General features: G+C 61.4%; 15 protein-coding genes. 8 read left to right on the forward strand and 7 right to left on the reverse strand.

All coding sequences use genetic code 11. The features are described from left to right. The 4 genes from P3T24_RS14435 to P3T24_RS14450 all read left to right on the forward strand — a co-directional run bounded on the left by P3T24_RS14435 (position 1) and on the right by P3T24_RS14450 (position 5,638). On the forward strand, positions 1-2,331 hold the full coding sequence (locus P3T24_RS14435) for a condensation domain-containing protein (RefSeq protein WP_429435515.1): 2,331 nt from the start codon (positions 1-3) through the stop codon (positions 2,329-2,331). Positions 2,332-2,417: 86 nt separating this feature from the next. Further along, positions 2,418-3,551, forward strand: coding sequence for a GDSL-type esterase/lipase family protein (locus P3T24_RS14440; RefSeq protein WP_429436157.1), 1,134 nt, complete (start codon positions 2,418-2,420; stop codon positions 3,549-3,551). 197 nt (positions 3,552-3,748) lie between these two features. Then, positions 3,749-4,663 (forward strand): transcriptional regulator, encoded by a 915-nt coding sequence (locus tag P3T24_RS14445; protein WP_074264917.1) that lies wholly within the window; start codon positions 3,749-3,751, stop codon positions 4,661-4,663. Between the two features lie 84 nt (positions 4,664-4,747). Continuing rightward, positions 4,748-5,638, forward strand: a complete 891-nt coding sequence (locus P3T24_RS14450) for a hypothetical protein (RefSeq protein ID WP_074264918.1) — start codon at positions 4,748-4,750, stop codon at positions 5,636-5,638. Positions 5,639-5,671: 33 nt separating this feature from the next. Here the strand turns inward: P3T24_RS14450 and P3T24_RS14455 are convergent, their stop codons facing one another. Both P3T24_RS14455 and P3T24_RS14460 read right to left on the reverse strand, forming a co-directional pair. Then, a complete protein-coding gene (locus P3T24_RS14455; RefSeq protein ID WP_429407383.1) occupies positions 5,672-6,748 on the reverse strand; it encodes a glycosyltransferase family 4 protein in 1,077 nt (358 codons plus the stop codon). A gap of 33 nt (positions 6,749-6,781) precedes the next feature. Further along, positions 6,782-7,888 carry a glycosyltransferase family 4 protein gene (locus P3T24_RS14460; protein WP_429435519.1) on the reverse strand — a complete coding sequence of 369 codons (1,107 nt, stop codon included), beginning with the start codon at positions 7,886-7,888 and terminating at the stop codon, positions 6,782-6,784. A gap of 324 nt (positions 7,889-8,212) precedes the next feature. Between P3T24_RS14460 and P3T24_RS14465 the strand changes: the two genes are divergently transcribed. Further along, positions 8,213-9,697 carry a flippase gene (locus P3T24_RS14465; protein WP_429435522.1) on the forward strand — a complete coding sequence of 495 codons (1,485 nt, stop codon included), beginning with the start codon at positions 8,213-8,215 and terminating at the stop codon, positions 9,695-9,697. A gap of 7 nt (positions 9,698-9,704) precedes the next feature. Then, a complete protein-coding gene (locus P3T24_RS14470; protein WP_429435524.1) occupies positions 9,705-10,811 on the forward strand; it encodes an acyltransferase family protein in 1,107 nt (368 codons plus the stop codon). A 5-nt stretch (positions 10,812-10,816) separates the two neighbouring features. On the opposite strand, the gene P3T24_RS14475 is transcribed toward P3T24_RS14470, so the two are convergent. Then, positions 10,817-12,868, reverse strand: coding sequence for an acyltransferase family protein (locus P3T24_RS14475; RefSeq protein WP_429435526.1), 2,052 nt, complete (start codon positions 12,866-12,868; stop codon positions 10,817-10,819). A gap of 377 nt (positions 12,869-13,245) precedes the next feature. Here P3T24_RS14475 and P3T24_RS14480 point away from each other — a divergent pair, with 377 nt between their 5' ends. Further along, positions 13,246-14,166 (forward strand): glycosyltransferase family 2 protein, encoded by a 921-nt coding sequence (locus P3T24_RS14480; RefSeq protein WP_429435528.1) that lies wholly within the window; start codon positions 13,246-13,248, stop codon positions 14,164-14,166. 25 nt (positions 14,167-14,191) lie between these two features. Here P3T24_RS14480 and P3T24_RS14485 read toward each other — a convergent pair whose 3' ends face one another. The 3 genes from P3T24_RS14485 to P3T24_RS14495 all read right to left on the reverse strand — a co-directional run bounded on the left by P3T24_RS14485 (position 14,192) and on the right by P3T24_RS14495 (position 18,114). Next, positions 14,192-15,742 (reverse strand): hypothetical protein, encoded by a 1,551-nt coding sequence (locus tag P3T24_RS14485; RefSeq protein WP_074264925.1) that lies wholly within the window; start codon positions 15,740-15,742, stop codon positions 14,192-14,194. A 63-nt stretch (positions 15,743-15,805) separates the two neighbouring features. Next, on the reverse strand, positions 15,806-17,023 hold the full coding sequence (locus P3T24_RS14490) for a glycosyltransferase family 4 protein (RefSeq protein ID WP_429435530.1): 1,218 nt from the start codon (positions 17,021-17,023) through the stop codon (positions 15,806-15,808). Continuing rightward, complete coding sequence (locus tag P3T24_RS14495; RefSeq protein WP_429407396.1) at positions 17,011-18,114, reverse strand: glycosyltransferase family 4 protein; 1,104 nt, start codon at positions 18,112-18,114, stop codon at positions 17,011-17,013. Before P3T24_RS14495 ends, P3T24_RS14490 begins: the two co-directional genes overlap by 13 nt. Before the next feature lie 323 nt (positions 18,115-18,437). On the opposite strand from P3T24_RS14495, the gene P3T24_RS14500 reads away from it, so the two are divergent. Next, on the forward strand, positions 18,438-19,829 hold the full coding sequence (locus P3T24_RS14500) for a calcium-binding protein (RefSeq protein ID WP_429435532.1): 1,392 nt from the start codon (positions 18,438-18,440) through the stop codon (positions 19,827-19,829). 76 nt (positions 19,830-19,905) lie between these two features. Here the strand turns inward: P3T24_RS14500 and P3T24_RS14505 are convergent, their stop codons facing one another. Beyond that, on the reverse strand, positions 19,906-22,119 hold the full coding sequence (locus tag P3T24_RS14505) for a GNVR domain-containing protein (protein ID WP_429407399.1): 2,214 nt from the start codon (positions 22,117-22,119) through the stop codon (positions 19,906-19,908). Positions 22,120-22,161 lie beyond the last annotated feature (42 nt).

Genomic DNA, 22,161 nt, shown 5'->3' on the forward strand with positions numbered 1-22,161 from the left:
ATGAACGGGATAGCCTTAAGGATCGCCGAGACCGACGAGAGCGAAGCCAGCTTCGCCTTGTTCCCGGCGACCGCCTGCCAGGTGCGGTTCTGGCATGAACAGAACGCATCGCCGAAGGCGTCCGCGCTCAATATCGCGTTCCGGCTGCAGTTGTCCGGGCCGCTGAGTGCCGCGAGGATCGAACGCGTACTCAGCGAACTGGTTGCACGGCACGAGATATTACGCACTGGCTTCCTGATGACGGGTGCGGGGCTGCAGCAGCAGGTCTGGAGCTTCGCGCCCTTCCAGCTCGAAGTGGTCGACCTTGCCGGTTTCGACGAGAAGGCTGCCCTTGCCGAGGACGAACGTGTCGGCAGACAGCAGGCTCGCACGCCTTTCGCATTGTCGTCCCCCTCCTTCTTCCGCGCCGTGTGGTTGCCACGGTCGAACACGCAGGGCGAATTGCAGCTGACCTTCCACTCGCTTGTGATGGACGGCTGGTCCTTCGCAATCCTCACGCGCGAGCTAGTGGAAGGCCTTGCCGCATTGCATGCCGGCCATGACGCCGAATTCCCCGAGGTCGACCTTCATCATGGCGACTACGCGTTGTGGAAGGAAGCGTTCCTGACCAGCGGCGCGCTCGATCGCGCCCGCACCCATTGGCGTCAGGAGCTTCAGGGTTTCAGCCGCTTCGACGTTCCTGGCGATCGTCCCCGGCCGCAGGAGCGGCGCTTCCAGGGCGTCATTCGCTCCATTCTGTTGCCCGCTGCGCTGAGCGATCGCCTGATAGCGGCCGCCAAGGCCCAGGGCGTGACGCTGTTCAGCGTGGCGGCTGCGGGCCTCGCGATGGCGCTGCAAACGGCGGCCGGCCAGACCAGGGTAGCGATCAGCACGCAGATGTCGGTGCGCGATCAACAGGAACTCGAGGGCGTCGTCGGACCGCTCATCAACACGGTGATCCTGCGCCTCGACGTTCCGGAAGGCAGCACCGTTGCCTCCATAATCGCGCAGTGTGGCGCCAAGCTTAGCGACGCCATCGAACATCTGCACTTGCCGTTCGAAGAGATGATGCAGATGGCCGGCGAGGTTTCCGGCGTAGATCGCCCGCCGCTTTGCTCGGTGAACTTCGCCCTGCAGCAAAGCTTCGTCGGCATGGGCGACGAGGTTCGCCGCCAGGATTTCGCCGCGACGACCTCGCCCTCGTTCAACGCGGGCGCGCTCTACGATCTCAACTTCTTTATGGTGCGGCGCCCGGATGGCTGGCGCATCTCCTGCGAAGGCGACACGGACCTCTACGACGTCGAGACGATCGACCGTCATCTGGCGAAGTGGCGCGAGGTGCTGGAAACCGTTGAAATCGTCACGCAGCGCTCGCCAGCACCCGCACCCGCGAAAGAGACGGTGAAACTCACGGCAGGCGTCGGCGCCAGCGGTTTCATGAGTCAGGCCGAGATCGAGGCAAAAGTACGCAACATCGTGCGCTTCAACGAGAACGCGCCGGGCACGCCGATCATCGTGCTCAACAACACGGCCGTATTCTACGAACTGGCCCGGCAGATCGGCACCGACCGGCCCATCATCGACATTCCGATGGTGCCCGAAGGGCCGCCGCGCGAGTTCCCGCCGCGGGCCTTCCAGGATATCGCCGCGGACGCCGTACGCCTGATCAGGCTGGCCCGGCCAACAGGTCCCTACATCCTCATGGGACATTGCGTGCTGGGTTCGCTATCGCTGGAGGCGGCCCATCAGCTGCGGCGCGAGGGCGAAACGGTAGAGCTCGTCGTTCTCAACGATTCATGGTGCCCGGGTTATCGCGAGTCGATGCCCTGGTACGATCAGAAATTGCGCAAGATGCAGGTGCGTGCGGACAACATCCCGCGCGACTTCCGCAAGGCCATGCGCGGCGAAACCTCCATGGTCACCTTCCTCAAGCAGTATCGGATCGTGCGCTGGCTCGGCATCGCGGACCTTGCTCTCAGGCTCGGCCTCATCAAGGGCAATGCTTCGGAGCATATGGTTTCTGAGAATCGCTGGTACATCGAGTATCTGCTGGCTCAGCAGGCCCGCTACCGTCCGGCACCCTATGACGGCGACGTTCAGATCTTCCGCAGTGGCCAGGTGCTCAAAGGGCGTCTGTTCGCGTGGGATCTGGGATGGCAACCGGTGGTCGGGAACAGGCTGGTCGTCACCGAGGTGCCGGGCATGCACGATCAGATTTTCCGCCCCGCCGGCTCTGCGGTGATCGGCAAGCAATTGCGTGAACGCCTGGGCGGAATCGGAGCGAACAGGGTTGCAGCCAGTTCGGGTGAGCAGGACGCCCCGGCAGCATTGCTGAGCCGTGCCGAGGCCTAGATCAGAAGTGGCTTCAAAAACAGTCCTTTGCGCCAGAACGGGACGTGACTCGACAAGGCGGCTGGGTTATGTCCCGTTTGCGTAGAGTGCTATTGGCGGCGTTTCTGGGTGCACTGACCGTGGCCGGCCTGATCTTTGTCACGCTCGCCATGCCTTACCTGTTCCGCCACCCGCCCACCGCCCTTGCTGCCGGCTTGCCGATGCCGTCTGACAGGATACGACTTGCAGTGCTCGGAGATTCCGATAGCCAGTCCTACCATGACACGCGGATGTTGGGAGACCCGAGCATGCGAGGCGGCCCCCGGCGCGCAACCACCTGGCAGTGGACCGAAGTCCTCGCCCAGCTGCGGGGCAACCAGATCGACCTCGGCGACTGGGGGACGTGGGGCACCGGCAAGTATCGCGCCTATTTCGACGAGGCTTTCGGTGCTCCCGCCCGGGCGCCTCGCAAGGACGACTATCGCTACAATTTTGCCGTCAGCGGCGCTACCTGCAATCAACTGATGGGCCATCCGTTGCGCGAGACGCCCCGCCTCGTCGACCTGATGGACACCGAACCACAAGCCTGGCGAGGCGGCATCGTGCTGATCCGGATTGGCATCAACGATCTCGGTGCGCACGACATCCTCGACGAGCTCTCCCGTGATCCGAATGCTTCGCGCCCCGGGGCCGCGATCAACGCCTGCATTGGCGCAATCGCCGAGAGCGTCGCTCTGATCCGCAGAAAACACCCGGATACGAATATCGTGCTGGTGGGTGTGCTCAGCAATGCGGACTGGTCGATCAAGTTCGACAATTGGCAATCGGCCGGACAGATAGCCAATATCGACGCAGGCCTTGATCGCTTCGACAACGGCTTGCGCAAGTTGGCCGCGGCGGATCGACATGTCCACTTTCTCGATGATCGCGCCTGGTTCAGGAGCCTGTGGGGCACCCGCGACGACCAGGGCCGTCCGCTGTACAAGACCGTGCATCTGTCGCCTGGCTGGGCAATCACCAATGCATCCGGCGATGATCCGCACAACGCTGTCCTTGCCGACGGACATGCCGGCGTAGTCTGGAATACCCTCTGGACGCAACACCTTGTCACTTCCCTGAACACTGCGTTCGGATTGCATCTCAAACCGGTCACGGATGCCGAGGTGTTCGGCTTTCTGCAGCCGAGCTTCACTGCAAGCACGCGCGCAGACGCGCCACTACTCACACCTTTAACCAAATAGCATGACATGAGCGACGGCGCACATTCGCCGGGGCGAACACGGACCACACTTCAGGCCATATGAGCCAGTTGCAACAGAGCGGTTTATTCGAAACCCCTGAAATAGTACCGTTTTATAGATAAAGATTTTAATACCAGTGCCGCCAAGCGAGCGGCTGGATGAGACGGCTTCCTGATCAGACTGCAAGGAGCGATCGCATGGACATGTCCACGGTTCCCCCAGTACTTGAAGCGACATTGCCTGACAAATGGATCGACTCGGATTCTTCGCTGTTCCGCGAGAATTTCGAGCGGAAGAGCTTCGAGGTCGCCCACCATCTGGCGGGCCATCCGCTGTTTCAACTCCCTCAATTGATGGGCCTCGCGGAGCGAACCCTGAAGACGCGCCCATTTGATCTCTACTACGACATGGGCAACGTCGCACCTGGTCAAAAATGGCGAGATACGAATCGCGCGTTCTCACCACTGAACGCGCTAACCCAGCTGGAAGAGTCGGACGCCTGGTTCATTTTCAGAAGTGCGCAACGAGATCCGCTCTATACCGAGCTGTACAGACAAGCGATGGAAGAGGTCAAGGATCTCGTTGGACGCCACATCGAACCCCAGATCAGCAGGGAAGACATCATCATCTTCGTGACGTCGCCGAAGCGGGTGACGGCCTATCACATCGATCGTGAATGCAATTTCATTCTTCAGCTCCAAGGGGAAAAGGATCTGTACGTCTTCGATCGTCAAGACCGGCAAATTCTTCCAGAGGAGGAAATCGAGGAATTCTGGGCGGTGGACAACAACGCGCCGAACTACAGACCCGAACTGCAGGACCGCGCGCGCCTGTACAAACTGGCTCCCGGAAATGGCGTTCACGTTCCTGTCAACTGTCCCCACTGGTTGAAGAACGCCGACAACATCTCAGTGACTTTGAGCGTGAACTTCCAGTTCATCGACTCCGTGCGAGCGGATATCTATCGGGCCAACCATCACCTCAGGAAGCTTGGAATCAATCCCACTCCACCCGGACAAAGCCCGGTGAAGGATCGCGCCAAGGCTATGGCGTTTGGGACAGCGAAGGCCGTTCGCGAAGCTGCCAGGTCGGCTTTGCGCAGAGGCGGTTAGTGCCGCAGAACGCGGAGTTGGATGAATGGGCATCGGTTCCTGCCGCGTTTGAGAAGTTGTTTCACCTAGTCCGGATTGACAATAATGCTACCTTCTGCCGATGCTCTACTGACCGTTGATCCCGCTGTCTACAAGACCGCGTTCAACAATACGCCGTTCAGTTTCAAACACTATCTGCATCAGCTGCCGATGTTCCAGCCGGAGGCATTGACGGAGCTGGCAAAGAAGTATCGTGAGAAACCCGCGGATTATTACGTCTCCAACTCGGCCCCCACGCCAGGGACCAGGTTCTTCGATGTCAAGGCAAAACCGTCGAAACCGGATGAAGCGCTCGCCCAGCTTGCCATGGGGCCGACGCGCGTGCTTTTGAAGCGGCCCGAAAATTATGACGCCGGCTTTCGAGAACTGCTGGACACGCTGTTCGCAAGAGTGGCCGAACTGCGCGGCGGTCTCAACGGTGAAAAGATCGTGCGACTCGAATCGGCCATCTTCATCAGCTCCGCCTCCTCGACCACACCGTTCCATTTCGATCCGGAAATCAATCACTTCTTTCAGATCGAGGGCGGCAAGCAATACCACGTCTATCGTCCGAGTGCGGTTCGGGAAGATGAACTCGAGGATTTCTACGTGCAGGGCAAAATAGAGATCGGCCAGGTGGATCTCGCCACGCGCGACAAGAGCCTCGAACACGTCTTCGACCTCGTGCCCGGTAATGGCTTTCATCAGCCGCAGGACGCGCCCCATTGGGTTCAAACCGGCGCGGAACGTAGCGTGTCCTATGCGTTCGTCTACGAGACCGACGCGAGCCGGGCCCGTGGCCGTATCTTTGCCGCCAATCACTTCCTGCGCAAACTCGGTGTCACTCCCCAGCCGCCCGGTACGAACCCCGGCACCGACAATGCGAAGTCATCGGTGATGAAGGTTGTCGTTCCCGTGCGCAGGCGTATCGTTCGCAATCTGGAGCGGGTCCGCTAATCCGGCATCACAGTCGTAATTTTCCTGTCCGCTTCAGCTCACCCTCTCGATCAGCTCTCTCCAGCTGGCGAGGATGGGTTCGCGGGCAAAATTCAGGAGATGCGAACGGGCCTGGGAAATTCGCCGGGCACGTTCCTCATCCGGCATGTCGGCCAGCAACCGCATACCCGATGCGATCGATTCAGGATCAAGCGGATCGGCATCCAGCATCGCCTCCCCACCTATTTCCGTCAAAATACTGGAGCTGGAAACGAGGCACGGCAAATCATGCTCCGTTGCCTCGACAACCGGCATTCCGAATCCTTCCAGCAGACTCATCAGCACAAAACCGGATGCGTTACGGTAGAGCCAGCGAAGCTCCTCATCAGTCGTATATCCCGGCATCACAACCCCGGGGGTTTGCTTCGCCAGCTGGATAGCGTTATCCGCACCGGGCTCGCGCCCGCCGACGATCACATACCGCCACCCTTTCTCCGCCAGCCCGCTTGCCGCGAAGGCCTCGATACAACGGGCCTGGTTTTTACGGTCACCGATACTCCCGACGGTCAGGATAAAGGGTAACTCCAGTCCATCCACCGGGCGCCCTTCGCCCTCCGTTACCCCCAACCGGGTCGGAATGTAGATGACATTCGACGAAGCAAAATCGTCGCCGTAGAGCCGATGAAATTCCCGCTGGGACGTCTTGCTGACAAACACCATGTGAGGCCCGGTTCGACGGATCTGCTCATAAGCCTGGCTGTACAGATCATTCACGCCAGGGGCAAAGTATTGCGGATGCGTGATTGGACCGACGTCGTGACAGAGCACGATGTCCCTCGCCTCCAGGCGATGACGCACGACGCTGAGCGGATCGAGATGCAACGTAGGACGGGGCGTACGAATGACCGGCATGAACGAAGCCAACCGGGGCCTATACACCCTCGCGATGGTTTCCTTGTGGGTCAGGCGACCCACCACACGGCGCATGAAATTATTGGGCGGAAATCCGTGAAATCGCCCGTAGCGGACCTTCGCGATCCGGTGACCGAGCGAGGAAATAATGTCCCTCCCCAAAAAAAGCTTCCCGGTACGATCATTCAGCGCCAATGAGAAATCAACATCAATCGACATTGTTTACCCCAAATATCTCTGTCTTCAGGCAAGTTAGCGGTTCGCCGCCTTCAGGGCGTCGCACAGGTTGCGCGCCGCCTGTTTCCAGGTGAAGCCGTCAGCCTGCCGGCGTCCGGCGGATATCAGGTAATGCCGCACGGCTTCGTTGTCGAGCGCCTTCAGAATATTCAGACGCCACGCGTCCGGGCTGAAAGGGTCCGCAAACAGCGCGGCCTCGCCGCACACCTCCGGAAGTGCGCCGAACGGCGCGGCCACAACCGGACAGCCCAGCGCCATCGCTTCCAGCGGCGGCAAACCAAACCCTTCCGTTAGCGACGGAAAGGCGAGCGCGCCGGCATTGATCATCAGTCCAACGAGCTCCGGATCGCTAATGCGGCCGGCAAATCGCACGTTGGGCGGTACGACGTGCCCCAGATTTTCGAAATCGGCCTGTGTCGCGCCACCGAACAGCACGAGCTCGACGCCCCGCAGCTCCGCATCGGCGAAGGCCTTGAGCAGGACACCGATGTTTTTGTGCTTCTGGGTATTCGCGAGCGCAAGCACATAGCGTCGCGGCGTGAGGCGCAATGCCGCGAGTTGCCCCTCGTCCGGCACAACCTGCAAAACATGGTCGCAACCGTTGTGTACGACGACGATCTTGTCGGCACTGGCAACGCCGTAACGTACGAGTTCCTGTTTGGAGAACTCCGAAACGGTAAAAATGATCTTGTGCCGCTTGCCGATGAAAAAGAACAGAAACTTGTACCACGTCCGAAAACCCCGGGAATAGGATTCGGGTGCGGAATACACCTGGGCGTCGTGAATCATCGTCGCCGAATTGCGATGAAGCAGCGGCCCAAGATTGCAGAGATTGAGAATGAAATCCTTCCTGCGCGCGAAAGGAAGATAGCCTTGTTCCCACGCGATCCTGTGGATCTTGCGAGCCCAATGACTCTCGCGAACGCACGAAATATTGCGGTAAGGCGGAATCTCGACCCGATCTCTGACTACGACGGCGTAGTTCACGCCGTTACCGCCCTGCCCGGCGATCAGGGCATCCGTTGCTGCAACCAGCTGCTCCGCAACCCTGTGCACGCCCGTCGGCGCTGCTCCGAAGAACTTGCCGTTGAACGCTATCGTTTTCGATGCGATCGTTTTCATAGCCTTTCCGTACGCTCACGCGTGAATGTTCTTCGCAATAGTGCGCACGATGTTGCGGACGACCGAATGTGACGACATCACGCAGGACGAAGCAGTTTTCTCAAGAAGACAGGTTATCGGCGCACAAAACGCGGCACTGCTGCCTACCGCACGCAACTGCAGCATGCAACATGCATGCCGCTGCGGCACGCAAACGCCCGTCACCGCCTTGCCCCGCGGTGCAGGCGAATTTTAATAATGCAAAGCCCACCCCACCGTGCGCCGACACACAAACGCTCCGGGCCGCCTCGGCCAGAATGTGCAAGTCGCGCATTGGAGTACCACATGACAGCTAGACCCAGCCTCAAACGCAGCGCCACGCTCAACTTCATCGGCGGAATCTTGCCCATGTTCGTCGCGCTGGTGACGACGCCCATTTATCTGCACTACATCGGCGCAGCGCGCTACGGAGTGCTCGCCATCGTCTGGATGGTGCAGGGCTATTTCGGCTTTCTCGATCTGGGGCTGTCATCCGCGACGTCCAACCGTATCGCGCAACTCGGCGAAGAGCCGCACCGCGAGCGCGAGGCCGTCCTGTGGACCGCGTTGATCCTCAACGCCGCACTGGGTCTCGCGGGCGGCGTCGCACTTTATGGGCTCATGCACGTTCTGCTCTCGTACTTCGACATGGGTCCGGACCTGCGTAACGAGTTGTTGCCCGCGCTGCCCTGCGTGGCCTGCCTCGTGCCGCTCTCGAACCTCATTTCCGTTTTCAACGGCGCACTGGTGGGACGCGAGCGTTTTGGCACGCTCAACGTCGTCACGCTTCCGGTCACCCTGATGTACCAGCTCGTGCCGCTTGGGGCGGCGCTTCTCTTCGGCCCGAACCTGCGGTATCTGGTGTACGGCACGCTAGTGGCCGGGATAGCGGCGCTGCTGGTGACCGCGTTCGCGGTGTGGCGCGTCTTTCCGCTGCGCCTCGCCGCCGGCCCGCGCCGCGACCTGGTCGGCAAACTCTTCTCGTACGGCGCCTGGATCAGCGTGACCAGCCTCGCGCAGCCTCTGCTGGAGACCGCCGACCGCCTCATGATCGGCCACGCGCTTGGCCCGCAAGCGGTCACCTACTATCAGGTGCCGTTCAATCTCGCCGGCCGTGTGCGGATCTTTCCCTCGGTCATTGTCCGGACGCTATTTCCGCGCCTCTCTGCGCTCGACGCCGCGAGCGCCGCAGCACTCTCCTCCAGCTCGATACGGGGCCTCGCCGCCGCACTCACGCCGATGACCGTGTTCGGCATATTCCTGATGCATCCGTTTCTCTCGCTGTGGGTGGGCCAGGACTTCGCCGCACGGGCCGCGTCGGTGGGTGAAACGATTCTCGTCGGCATCTGGCTCACCTCGATTGCATCGCTCGCTGCCTGTCACCTGCAGGCAATCGGCAAGCCCGGCATCGTCGCGCGTTTCCAGGCCTACGAAATGTTGCCGTTCTTCGCCCTGCTGTGGTGGATGCTGCAACACTTCGGCGTACTGGGCGCTGCGCTCGCATGGAGCGCGCGCTGCCTGCTCGATGGCGTGCTGCTGCTCCATGCCGCGCGCCTCGATGCCCGGCCAACGCGCATGCTGGCCGTGCCGGCGCTGATCATCGCGCTCGCGTATGTCGGCACGCTCGTCTTCGCTCCACTCACGTGGCCCGCTATCGTGGTCTGGCTCGGCACGACGGTCGTTGCGCTTGCATGGAGCGCGCGCACCGAACCACGGGCCTACGCGCGTTTGCTCGAGCTGGTCGCATCGATGCGCAACTACACGCGCCGCTGGGCGCAAAGCAGCCAATGAGCCGCCCATGACGAACAAGCTCCACTCGCTAACCGTGCTGCGCGCCATCGCAGCCACGACGGTGATTTTCTTTCACACCCTCGCGCCGACCGGCCACACGTTCGGCGGATTCGGTGTGGATATTTTCTTCGTGCTGAGCGGCTTTGTGATCGCACTCGTGCTGGATAGCCCCGGCATGACCGCACGGCACTTCCTCGCCGATCGCATTGCCCGGATCGTGCCGCTCTACTGGCTGCTGACCTTCAGCGTGTTCGCCGCCACCCTGATCGCCCCGTCATTGTTCAATTCAACCACGGCCAATCTCGGGAACCTGCTCAAGTCACTGCTTTTCATTCCCTACCGCAAGGAAAGCGGCGAAATCTTCCCGATGTTGTTCGTCGGCTGGACGCTGAACTACGAAATGATGTTTTACATGGTCGCCGCCGTGTCGTTGATACTGATGCGCCGCCATCGGCTGCTATTCGCATCGGCGTTGATTCTCGCGATCTTTTGCGTAGTCAGGGCATCCGGCTCGCACGGCGCGATTGCCACGTTCTACTCTCACGAGCGCGTCTTTGAGTTCCCGCTCGGCTTCACGGCCTGGTGGCTCTGGAAGCGTGGGATCCGGATCAATCCGGTCCTCGCCGCCTGCACGGTGGCAGGATGTTACGTGTGGATGGCGTTCGTCGACTGGCACCAGATGGCCGATACGCCGCTGCTGTATTTCGGCATTCCGGCGTTTCTGATGGTCTTCGGCAGCCTGAGTCTCGAATCGATGATCGGTTCCGACCCGCTGACCCGTGGCGCGATATTCGTTGGCAATGCCAGCTATGCCGTCTACCTGAGCCATCCCTACTGCGTCGAAGCCGCGCGCAAACTGTTGCCAAAGGCGATCCACGGTTTTGACGTCACGTCGCCCATCGGGGTAGCGGCCATCATCGTCGTGGCGACCGCCGTGGGCGGCATGCTCTACTGGTTCGTCGACAAGCCGCTGCACACCGGCGCGCGCCGGCTGTTGCACCGGCTAATGAAGATGCCGCGGCATGGAACGAGGCACGCGGTAATCAGCCAGCCGGTCATGGCTGCCCATGACGTCCCTGCACGCAACGTGTCCGTCAAACAGGACGCTATCTGACTGGCTCAGATCCCGTGTGCGTCTTCGACGTCTTGCGCGAGCCACTTGCCGACGTAGCGTGAACCGTCAGGCGTCAGGTGATCCCGGTCCGCGTACATGAACTCGCCGCCCCGCCGCGCGTAGCAATTCTGCGCATCGCACAGGAACGGCAGCGGATTGAACACCTTTACACCGGGATACCTCGCCAGCACCGCGAGGATGCGCGTTTCCGCGCGCGTCAGTCGACGCTCGACTTTCGCGCGTGGGACCGCGCAGGGTGAGCGCAGCGAAAATTGCACAGGACGGCGTACGCAGGTGCTGGGATCGAAATCCAGCTCCGGCGTGTCGAGCACGAACACCACGCGCTTACCTGCGGCAGTGAGCCGGGTCAGGGTGTGTTCGAGACCCGCGAGATAGACGCTCAGGTTGCTCCCGTCGCTCTGACCTACCGTCGTCAGACCCGCCCGGCCGCTGTCCGCTGTCAGCAGACGGATGGTGTCGCCCTCGCCATAGTCGAGGCCACCCGCGATCGTCGAAATGGCATAGCTCGACAGGATCACCGAATGGACGTCGGGCGAATTCACAACGTAATCGAGCACGCTACGGAACAGCTCCGAGCAATGCTTGACGTGTTTATCAAGATAAATGTCGACGTCGGAGAACGGTGGGCAATTGCCGGCGCCGACCGCAAACAGGTTATCCCCGTCGGATGCCAATGCCGGTTGCAGCCCATCGTAAAAGTGATTGGCGTGACTGTCGCCGAGCAAGGCAACCTCAGGACGGCCGTTGGGCGCGGGCATCACACATAGCTCGGAAGCCGGGAAGGTCTTCTTGCACGCATCGGTGGATGCCCAGTGTTCCGGATTCGCACCAAAGTTTGCATCGGGAAAACGGCCGGGCAAGCCGTTATCGCGCGAGATCGCGTAGCTGGACAGGCCGATGCCCATCATCATCGCGACGAGAACACACGCGGCACGCAGCGGATGCCAGCGCACCACGCGGCTGTAGCGCACAGGCCTCTCGATAAACCTGAATGTGATGGCCGACAACGCAAAAGCGACGACGATGGCGGCGGCCAGCATGGCAACGGTTGGCGTATCGCCGCTCAGCAGACGCACAAAGACCAGTATCGGCCAATGCCAGAGATAGAGCGGGTAGCTGACGAGTCCGATGTAGGTCATCGGCTTGACGGAAAGCACGCGCCGGTTGAACCACGCCGCCGGACCCGCGGCAATGATGAGCGTAGCGCCGCCGGCAGGCAGTGCCGCACGCCAGCCCGGAAACACCGTACCCGGATCGAACAGCGCGAAGCTCATGGCAAGGAGGATCGCGCCTGCCACCGAGGCCAGATCGCGCAGCGTCAGGCGCGCTGCCTGCACCGTGTCGCATGCAGGTATGGCGGCGCGTTTGGCGGAATGAAACTGCGCCCATGCGAGCGCGGAACCGAACAGCAATTCCCAGAAGCGCGTGAGCGGCAGATAGAACGCTGCGATAGCGTGCGTCCTGCTCAGCACGATACTGCAGGCAAGCGAGAGCAAGATGGCCGCCGCGATCGCAAACGTCGCCACGCGCCGGCTCGTGAATCGCCAGAGCACGAACAGCGCTACCGGCCAGATGATGTAGTACTGCTCCTCCACGCCGAGCGACCACAGATGCAATAGCGGGCTTGCCGACGCGCCCTGCGAAAAGTAGTCGCGCGTCATATAAAAATAGACGTTCGCGACGAACGCGACGCTCGCGAGCGCATCCGCGGCGAGCTGCCTGAGTTCGCCCGAGGCCATCAGCGCGATGCCCGCCGCAAGCGTGGCGACCATCACGGTGATGAGCGCCGGATAGATGCGCTTGATCCGCCGTACGTAGAAGTCAATCAGGCTGAAACGTCCCTGATCGAGCGTCTCGATGATGTGCTGCGAAATCAGGTAGCCGGAGATCGCGAAGAAGATGTCCACACCGGCGAAGCCACCGGCCAACGCCGTCGGGAACGCATGAAAAATGACCACTGAGATAACCGCGACCGCGCGTAATCCATCAATGTCCGGCCGATAGCCGGCCACGGGCCTGCGTAATGTGACGCTCACCGGGAATTCCCCCCAATCATTCTTTTGATTGCGGGCCTGGCCAATGGCCGGTCCGCTCGATGACGACGCGCGACGCAGCGCCGGTCAGTTTGTCCCTGAATAGTATCGGCTCGCCAGTACGCGTACTGCGACCTACCCCACGTAAGCGCAACCATCCTCCATGCTCAGGCAGCGTCCTTGCGGCACCTTCCATGTGGAACAGAATCGCCGCGGCCCGCGCTCGAGACGCGTGCGCTTGCGTGTGCGGTAGGCAGCAGTGTTGTATCTGCGTCACCCATACCATGCCCTCCTATATGCGGGCTGGCGTTGCTTGTGGAAGCTGGGATTTTCAGCCCGAGACCAGACCGCGGAAGTTGGCTCCAGCATAGGAACTGAGGATGGAAACTGTGAAAATAAGCCCCGACAAAGGCTCCTCTCCCGGCAAACGATCAAGAATCTGCCTGATCTTCGCCACGCGGGGCCGCGCCGAGCTCCTTGAGCATGTCATCGCCTTCGTCGATTTGCAGACTGTCAAGCCGGACCTGACCATTGTCTCCTGCGTGTCGGACGAGGATGTGGGCAACGTGGCCAGCCACCCCGGAATACTCGTGATCAAGGGGAAGCCCGGCCTCCCCGCGCAACGTAACAATGCGTTGAACCATGTGCCGGACGGCTTCGATGTCGTGATCTTTCTGGACGATGATTTCCTGATGCATGACACATGGATTCAGGAAGTCCTCAAGGTCATGGACAGCGACCCCTCGATTGCCTGCGTGACTGGAACCGTCATCGCGGATGGCATCCATGGACCGGGTTATTCTTTCGAAGAAGGACGGGCAATCCTCGCCAGCACGAATGAAATTCCGGAGAGGTTATCCATCACTTCGACGGGCGGTCCCTATGGATGCAATATGGCATTCCGGGCGCGCAGCATTGCAGGCCTTCGCTTCGACGAGCGCCTGGTTCTCTATGGCTGGCAGGAGGACCGCGACTTTGGAGGCCAGATCTGGAATCTGGGCAGCCGCGTGGTTCGCATCAATACTGCGCTCGGCGTGCACCTGGGCGTCAAGCGCGGACGAGTATCTGGGCGCAAGTTCGGCTATTCGCAGGTTATCAATCCGCTCTATCTGGTGAGAAAGAATACGATGCCGTTGCGCGATGCGCTTGACCACGTTATGCGTAACGTGGGCAGCAATATTGTGCGAAGCGTTGCGCCGGAGCCTTGGGTCGACCGTCGGGGCCGTCTGAGCGGCAATCTGATAGGCCTGTGGGATTTTCTGCGCGGAAGGCTGACGCCCGAACGCGCGGCCAAGCTGTAACTCAGACGCGCCGGACCAAAAGGTCCTAAAAGGTCCGGCGCACTCTCGCAAGCTTCTCTTCGACAGAACGCTTGCGGCCGCGCCGCGGCTCCATCACCACTTCGACATTTTCCACGTTCACCGTTTCTACGTTCGCAGCTTCTGCGTGCATGACGGGTTCCGCGTTGTGACTGGGCCAGACATAGGCCGCAGATGCAACCCGTGTCTGGCGCCTCGACACGCCCGTCGATGCAAGCGGCGAGAGTGCGCCCGCAGCGGCCGCAAACAGGTAGAAACACGAGCCAAGCTCGAACACCCCGGCCGAAGTCGAAGCCACGATCAATGCTGCGATCATGGCGTGCCGGGACGCGTAGCAGACGGCGCGCTCCGTGAACGAGTAATGGGTTGGCATGGGCGACAGCAAAGACTTGCCCACGAATATCCCGTAGCAGACCACACCCACCACACCCAGGCTCCCCAGCAAGACCACCAGGAAGCTCGATGCCCGGATGCTGCCCAATCCAACGCCTATCCCATAGGTATCGAAGAAGTTGGTGATGCCCTGATTGTTCCACCCCATCCGTTCGACGCCGGAGGAGCTGCCCGCTTTACTCAGGATCGCGGCGTCGACAAAATCGCCAATCGTCGTTACCACCGCCGGCAGGAAAAGCATGACATAGATCACTCCGAGCATGCCGAGGCAGGCCGAGATGAGCCACATGCGCTGCTTGCGTGCGGCGGCGTCACGCGTGACGAGACCGGGCCGGCTGAACACCAGTACGACCAGATACCCGGCCATCCCGACATAGGCGCTCCCCGACGTGGACAGCAACATCAGTATCCCCGTCGCAACAGCCAGCGCGCCAGCCAGTTTCTGCCGCCACCCGACCAGCCACAGGTTCAGGCAAAAGACAAACAACGGCAGTGTGAAGGTCGAGAACGCAGACGTCTCGCTGAAGGTGCCGCTGATGCGCACCAGTCCACCCAGTTCCTCGCCGCTCAGGTCGGCGAACTGCGCAGTCTTGACGGAAGAAAGAATGTCCATGCCGGCGATGTGCGACACGGCATCGAGCACGCCCGCGACCACGTCGAGCAGGGTCAGCAGAAGGAGAGCGTTGGCGAGCGTCCTGTACGTGCCACGCCACTTCAGAAACGCATACATGCAACAATACACCAGCACGTCGCCAATGCAATACACCGCCTGGGACAGATTGCCCGAGACGGGAGCGAGCGGCTTCAGCAGAATTTCCGTGGTACTGCGATCGACGGGAAACACGAGCGTCGTACCGAGCAACAGGCGCGGCAGCAGCATGGCGCCCACGCTTGCCCACACGCAGTTGCACAGCAGCCAGAAGCCCGGCTGATCCATCGAGAACGCCTCGTTAATCTTCTTCCCGCCCCCCATCTGGAAGGCCTTCAGGACGAAGAATGCGAGAAAGAGCTGCGGGGGCAGGATGCCGATTCCGCCCAATCCGAGCGCGAGCGCACAACCGAACAGCGAGTACACCGCCATTCCGTAAACCACGCCGCTATGCGACGTGTAGAGCGCCACCATGCCAGTGACGATCACCAGGATCCCAAATACCGTCAGTTCCACTTGCTTGAACCCCTATCCGTTCACCGCACGCTCATGCGCGAACGATCCTGTTGCTGCACCGTCTTATGCGGAGCGTCGGTACTGGAGCGCCGGCTGTGCATCGGCGAACCCCTTGTTGTCATGCATCGCGCGTTCCACGACATCCATGAATTCGTGTTTGAACCGTTCCGCTGTAAAGCGCAACGCATTGCGACGGCAGACTTCCCCGCGAAACGCCGGGCGCTGCTCGAAACGCTCCACCGCATCGACAATGGACGCCACAGTCTGTTCTTCGAAGAACAGCCCGGTGCCGCGCTCGGGATCCGCCGAATCGACGACGATCTCCCGTACACCGCCGCGGCCCAAAGCGATCACCGGGGTGCCGCAGGCCTGTGCCTCGACTACCGAAATACCGAAATCCTCTTCCGCGGCGAAAACGAAGGCACGCGCGCGTTGCATGTAGTCCACCAGCACCGCATCGGGCTGATAGCCGAGCAGCGTCACGTTGGGCGTCGCGCTCGCTTTGGCGCGCGCGAAATCAGTGCCGTCGCCGATTACCACGAGACGCCGCGAGGGCATCGCCGCAAAGGCCTCGACGATCAGCGGAATCCGCTTGTACGGCACCATGCGCGAGGCAATCAGATAGAAGTCCTCATGCTGGGTGCCGAGCTCGAATCGCTCGACATCGACAGGCGGGTAGACGACGGTGGCTTCGCTACCGTAAGCCTTGCGGATGCGCCTTCCGACGAAGGCCGAATTGGCGACGAAAGCGTCCACGCCATGAGCGGTGCGCTGGTCCCAGATACGCATGTAATGCAGCAGCAGGCGCACGATCCAGCTCTTCATTCCACGTTGCATGCCGGCTTCGGCCAGATATTGATGCTGCAGATCCCACGCATAGCGAATCGGCGAATGCACATAGCTCACATGCACCTGATGCGGTCCGGTCAGCACGCCCTTGGCCACGGCATGGCTCGACGAAATCACGAGGTCGTAAGAAGAGAGATCGAACTGCTCGATCGCCAGCGGCATGAGCGGCAGATAAGCGCGAAACGATTTGCGCGCCCGCGGCAAGTGTTGAATGAATGAAGTATGGGCGCGCTTGCCGCCCAGCACACTGCGCTGCGACTCCGGGAAGAAGTCGACGATGCTGTAGAGATCGGCATGGGGAAACAGTTGCAGAATCTGTTCCACCACCTTTTCCGAACCCGCGTATGCAGCGAGCCAGTCGTGCACAAGGGCGACCCGGCCGAAACGACGTGTGTCGCTTGCAAGGGTTGCGGCAAGCGTTACATTAGCCACGGCGAGATCTCCTCGATCAGTTTGACTGCGGTGGCACGCCAGGTCAGTTCCGCGGTACGCGCGCGGCCCCGCTCACGCAGGCTCGCGCGCAACGCAGCGTCGCCGGTGATCTGTTCAAGCAGGCGCGCCAGTTCCGCGGGATCGTCCGGTGAGGTATAGAGCACGGCATCGCCGCACGCTTCCATCACGGCCGGCAACCTCGAGGCGATGACGGGACAGCCGAGCGCCAGCGCTTCGACCGGCGGAAGCCCGAAACCCTCGTAAAGCGACGGATACACAAAACAGGCCGCACGCTGGTAGAGCGCTGCCAGTTCGCCGTCGCTCACATAACCGAGGTGCTTCACGAATTCGGGCAAGGCATTCTGGCCCGCGCCATACACCCGCGCATCGCCGCCGCCCACCACCACGATGTCGAACTGCGCATCGTTAATGAGGCGCGCGGCCTCGGCCACGAGACGAAAATTCTTATGCCGGTTGAGGCTTCCCACCGCCAGCACGAACGGACGTCCGTTCAGCGTGGCCTCCACGGCGCCTTGCTCCTGCTGGACGCGCAACATGTGCTCGCCGCTCTCCGGCACGACGCCAATCTTGCCGGCAGGAATCCGGTAAGCGTCGCTCAACTCGCGCCGCGAGAATTCCGACACGGTCAGCACGCGGCGCGATACCCGGCCGATGCGCGGCGCCATCAGCCGATACCAGGCGACAAAGGAGCGGCTATAGCTGTCCGGCACGCGCGCGGGCGCTGCATCGTGCAGCACCGTCACCTGGCGGCCGTACAGCAGCGGCCCGGAGTTGCAGAGATTGACCAGCAACCGTCCGGATGCAGCCTTCGGCAACGCCAGCTGTTCCCAACGCAGGCCGCCGCCTTTACCGCTCGCCCGCAGTCCGACGTGCCTGAACGGATTGGCCATATCGGCCAGTGCTTCGGGCACGACGATCTCGGTCCTCAGTCCGGCGACGAGCGGATCGCCCACTTCGATCATCTGGTCGAGCGCCCGAATGGTCTCGAATGCAAAGCGATCGACGCCCGTCGCGCGCCGGCCCAGAAATCGGCCATTGATTACCAGATTCGGAATATGCAGGGATTTCATCGGCGGGTTCCGGGCATCGCTCAAAGTACGTCGTTACGCGTGCGCAAAGTCACCGCGACACACAACCAGATTCGGCAGACCCTGTGATACAGGTCTTATGGCCCAGAGTGTGACCGACCCACCGCCAGAAAAATGTTCGCCGTCGCTCATGCAACGCCAGTTTTCAGAGGGGGCGCCCTATCCGTTCGCCGCCCCACACACGAAGCACGCCACCACGCATCAAAATGATCGATGAATACGCCTCCATGCGAGGTGAACCCATCGAGCTGCCGGCATGGCGCAAAGCGCGCGGAACCGGCAACCTTCCCGCGCAAGGAGTCCCCGTGAAGCATTCCGCAGCAACCGCCCATAACGTGCTCGCCAGCCCAGCCGCCCCTCCCGGCGCGCGACACGCGAGACGGGAAAGGCCCTATAGGGCGTTTGGCGTGCGCACCGCCGCAAGCCTCGCAGCCAGCCTCTGCGCGCTCGCATGCGCATCGACGGTGCAAGCCGCCGATGCCGTGCGCGCCATGCCAACCGACGCCTTCATCGAAACGCTCGCTGTCATTACGCACGTGAACTACACCGATGGCGCCTATGTCAATGTGCACAACGTCGCCGACGATCTGGCATGGCTCGGGATCCACTACGTTCGCGACTATGCACCCGGCGACTCGCCGCCGTTTTCGACTTATGTCTATCTCGCGCAACGCGGCGTCAAATTCAACTTCCTGACGGGCTCGAAGTTCGTGGAAGCGATCGGGCAAGCGGCGAAGCTGAACGCCGCCGTGCCTGGCAGCGTCGCGGCCGTCGAAGGTTTCAACGAGATCAACAACTGGCCCATCCCTTATCACGGCCTCACGGGCACGGCTGCCGGACTGGCCGTGCAGCGCGAGATCTTTACACGCGTACACGCTACGCCGGAGCTCAAGGGCGTACCCGTCTACGATCTCACTGGCTACGACGAAAAGACGGTCGACACACGCGCGGATTCGGCCGATTACGCGAATCAGCACGTCTACCCGCAAAACGGCGAACAACCCACCTATAACGCGAACGGCGACAGGTGGATGGGCTCGGCCATCGATGTCGTCAAGAAGTACCATCTACCGCTCGTCATCACCGAGTTCGGCTACTTCTCGATGCCTCAGGCGGGCTGGTACATGATCGGCGTCGACGAGCGCACCCAGGCCAAAGGCATTCTCAACGGCTACATGGACGCGGCGGCGGCAGGCGTGAAGCGGACCTATGTCTACGAACTGCTCGACGAAAAGCCCGACCCGGACAGCAAGAGCGGCGAGATGCACTACGGCCTCTTTCGCAACGACAACAGTCCCAAGCCGGTGGCCCAGGCGATCCGCAATCTCACGTCGATCCTGAACGACGGCGCGCCGCACCGTGCCAACGGCGCATCGCAAGGCACGCTCGCGTATACGCTCCAGGGAATGCCGGTATCGGCAAACAGCCTGTTGCTGCAGAAAAAGGATGGTCGCTTCGTGCTGGCGCTATGGAACGAAACGCCGATCTGGAACCGCGAGAAGGGAAAGCCGCTCACCAGCCCACCCGCCAGCGTCGAACTGGACCTCGGCGCGCAGGTAAGCCGTATCGACGTGTACGATCCACTCGTTTCGGCAACGCCCGGCGCAAGCCATCGCGACCTGCGCCAACTCACCGTGGATGTACCCGATCACGTCATTCTGCTCGAAATCACACCGGCGAATACACCGGGAACCTGAGCACCTGCCAAGTGAGCACCTGAAAATGCAACCGCCACGTCTCGCGCGGCGGTTTTCGCTTGTGTATCAGCCAACCCTACGTCGGCACGTCATTGCCATGGCTAGCGTAGCCGTAGGTGGTATACGCCCTTCCGTAGCGGCCTGGCCTCGTCGGCATCGCGTCGTTGAAAATCACGCCGCGAATCGGCACGCCGATCTGCTCGAACCTGCGCGCGGATTCGCGCAGTTCTTCAACCGTCGTCACGCCGTGTCGCGCAATCACGAACACCATGCCGGCGAGAGATGCCACGATGCCCGAGTCGGCTACCGGCAGAATCGGCGGCGCGTCGATCAGCACCACGTCGTATTCGCTGTCGGCCTGCTGGGCGAACGCGAGGAAGTTCCGATGTTTGAGAATCTCGCTCGCGCTCTGCATGTAGCCGCCGTTAGCAACGAAGTCGACACCAGGCAGTATGTTGCGGTGTACCGCATTTTCGAACGTGCGGCCACGCGTGACGATATTCGAAATGCCCGGGCTGCACGGCACCCCGAGGTACTGATGCAACGTGCCCCTTCTCAGGTCGGCGTCGACCAGTAGCACACGCTGTCCCGATGCGCCGATCAGCGCGGCGAGATTGACGGACACGAACGACTTTCCGACGATCGGTGTCGGCCCGGCGAGCAGGACGATCCGGTTCGGTGCGTCGACCAGCGCAAATTCAAGCGCGCTTCTGAAGCTTCGCAGACTTTCGATCGCCGCATCTCCGCTTGCCGAATGCGCTAGCACCAGGTTCGAGTCGACGTTGGTCTGGAGGCTCCGCGTGAGCGTTTCCTGCACCTTGCTGCGCGGGATGGTGGCGTACACGGCCAGCCCCGTCCCTGTTTCGATATCGTCCTGAGCCGTGATCCCGTCGAAGACCTTGCGTTTGAGCAATACCACCGCGACGCTCACGAACAGGCCCGCCATCAGGGCTCCGATCAACGCGAGCGCACGTTTCGGACGAACCGGACTATCCGGCACGATCGCCGGGTCGACCAGTCGCACATTCGACACCTTACCTGCCTTGAGCAGGCGCAACTGTTCACGCGTGTTCAACAGGTTCGTGTAAATGGTGGTGTCTACCTGAACCTCTCTCTGCAACCGCAGCAGGCTCTGCTCCATGGGCGGCAGTTGCCGCGTAACGGAGGCAATGCCGCCAACCTCCCTCTCGGCTTCGGCCAGTTCGTCATTGACGGCGATCACCGCTGGGTTTTCCGACGTGTACCGCGCAAGAAGCAACGCCCGCTGCTGCTGAAGATCGGCAACCTTGCCTTGCGCGAGAGCCGAGCGTTGCAGAAGCGCGGCGGCCTCTGCGTTCAGATCCACCGTCCCGTTCTTCGCGCGGAACGTGTTGAACTCGCTTTCCGCGGTCTCCAGTTTGGTCTTCAGTTCAGGCAACTGACCATCGAGGAAGGTGATCGACTTCTGCGCCTCTTCCTGGGTCCGCAAGACATTTTGCCGGACATATGCCGTGCCGATCGCGTTGAGAATGGCGCTGATCTTCTTCGGGTCGGTGCCTTCCAGCGCAACGCCGATCACGTCCGAGTCCTTGCCCTTCTCCACAATCAGCAAGCCCGATTGCACATCCTGGATCGCGGAAAGCTCGGAAGTCCGGACCAGTTCGAAACGTACGCCCGGCTTTCCGACAACCTGGTCGACGAGAAGAGCGATCGGCCCGTACTCCGTGTCTGCGTGCATCAGCTCGCCGACGCGCCCGGACAAATCGATATCTTTGTACTTGAGCGAATAGTTGCCGTTCTTCTGCAGCGTCAGGACGAATTTCTCGCCTTGCAGCGCGTCGGGCACATCGAATTTTGAAACGCCGATCCGCTCGTCACCCCATGCATAGCCGCCCAGGCCCGAGTGGGACAGGTCATTCAGATGGTTGGCAATCCACCGGCCGACCACCGGAAAATAGCGCGGCACCGCGCTGAGGTTCAGTTGCGCAGCGGTCACGGCTCCTGCGATCACCAGCCGCGAACGCAAAACCTCGATCTCGGCCGAAGCGGCCGTCTTGACGGCGAACATCGACTTCACGTCGCCCAGGGCGTCCTTGGCGGCGGTCGGATTCTCCTCGACCTGGATCAGAATGTCGGCCTGATACACGGGCGCTGCAAGCAGTGCATAAGCCGCACCCACAAAGAGAAAGCACGCGGTGATCAGGAAGATCAAGCCGCGGTTCTGATACAGGACGTCTATATAGCTACCAAGGTGGTCGCCCTGCGGGGGGCCTACATCTATCGTGTCCATCGACGTGTCACGGTATTTCATGCGCCCCCTCCCCATTCCCACGCGCTCCGGCGGCGGCTGCTC

The sequence above is a fragment of the Paraburkholderia sp. GAS33 genome (genome assembly GCF_050436645.1).
In the GTDB taxonomy this organism is placed as follows: domain Bacteria; phylum Pseudomonadota; class Gammaproteobacteria; order Burkholderiales; family Burkholderiaceae; genus Paraburkholderia; species Paraburkholderia phenazinium_B.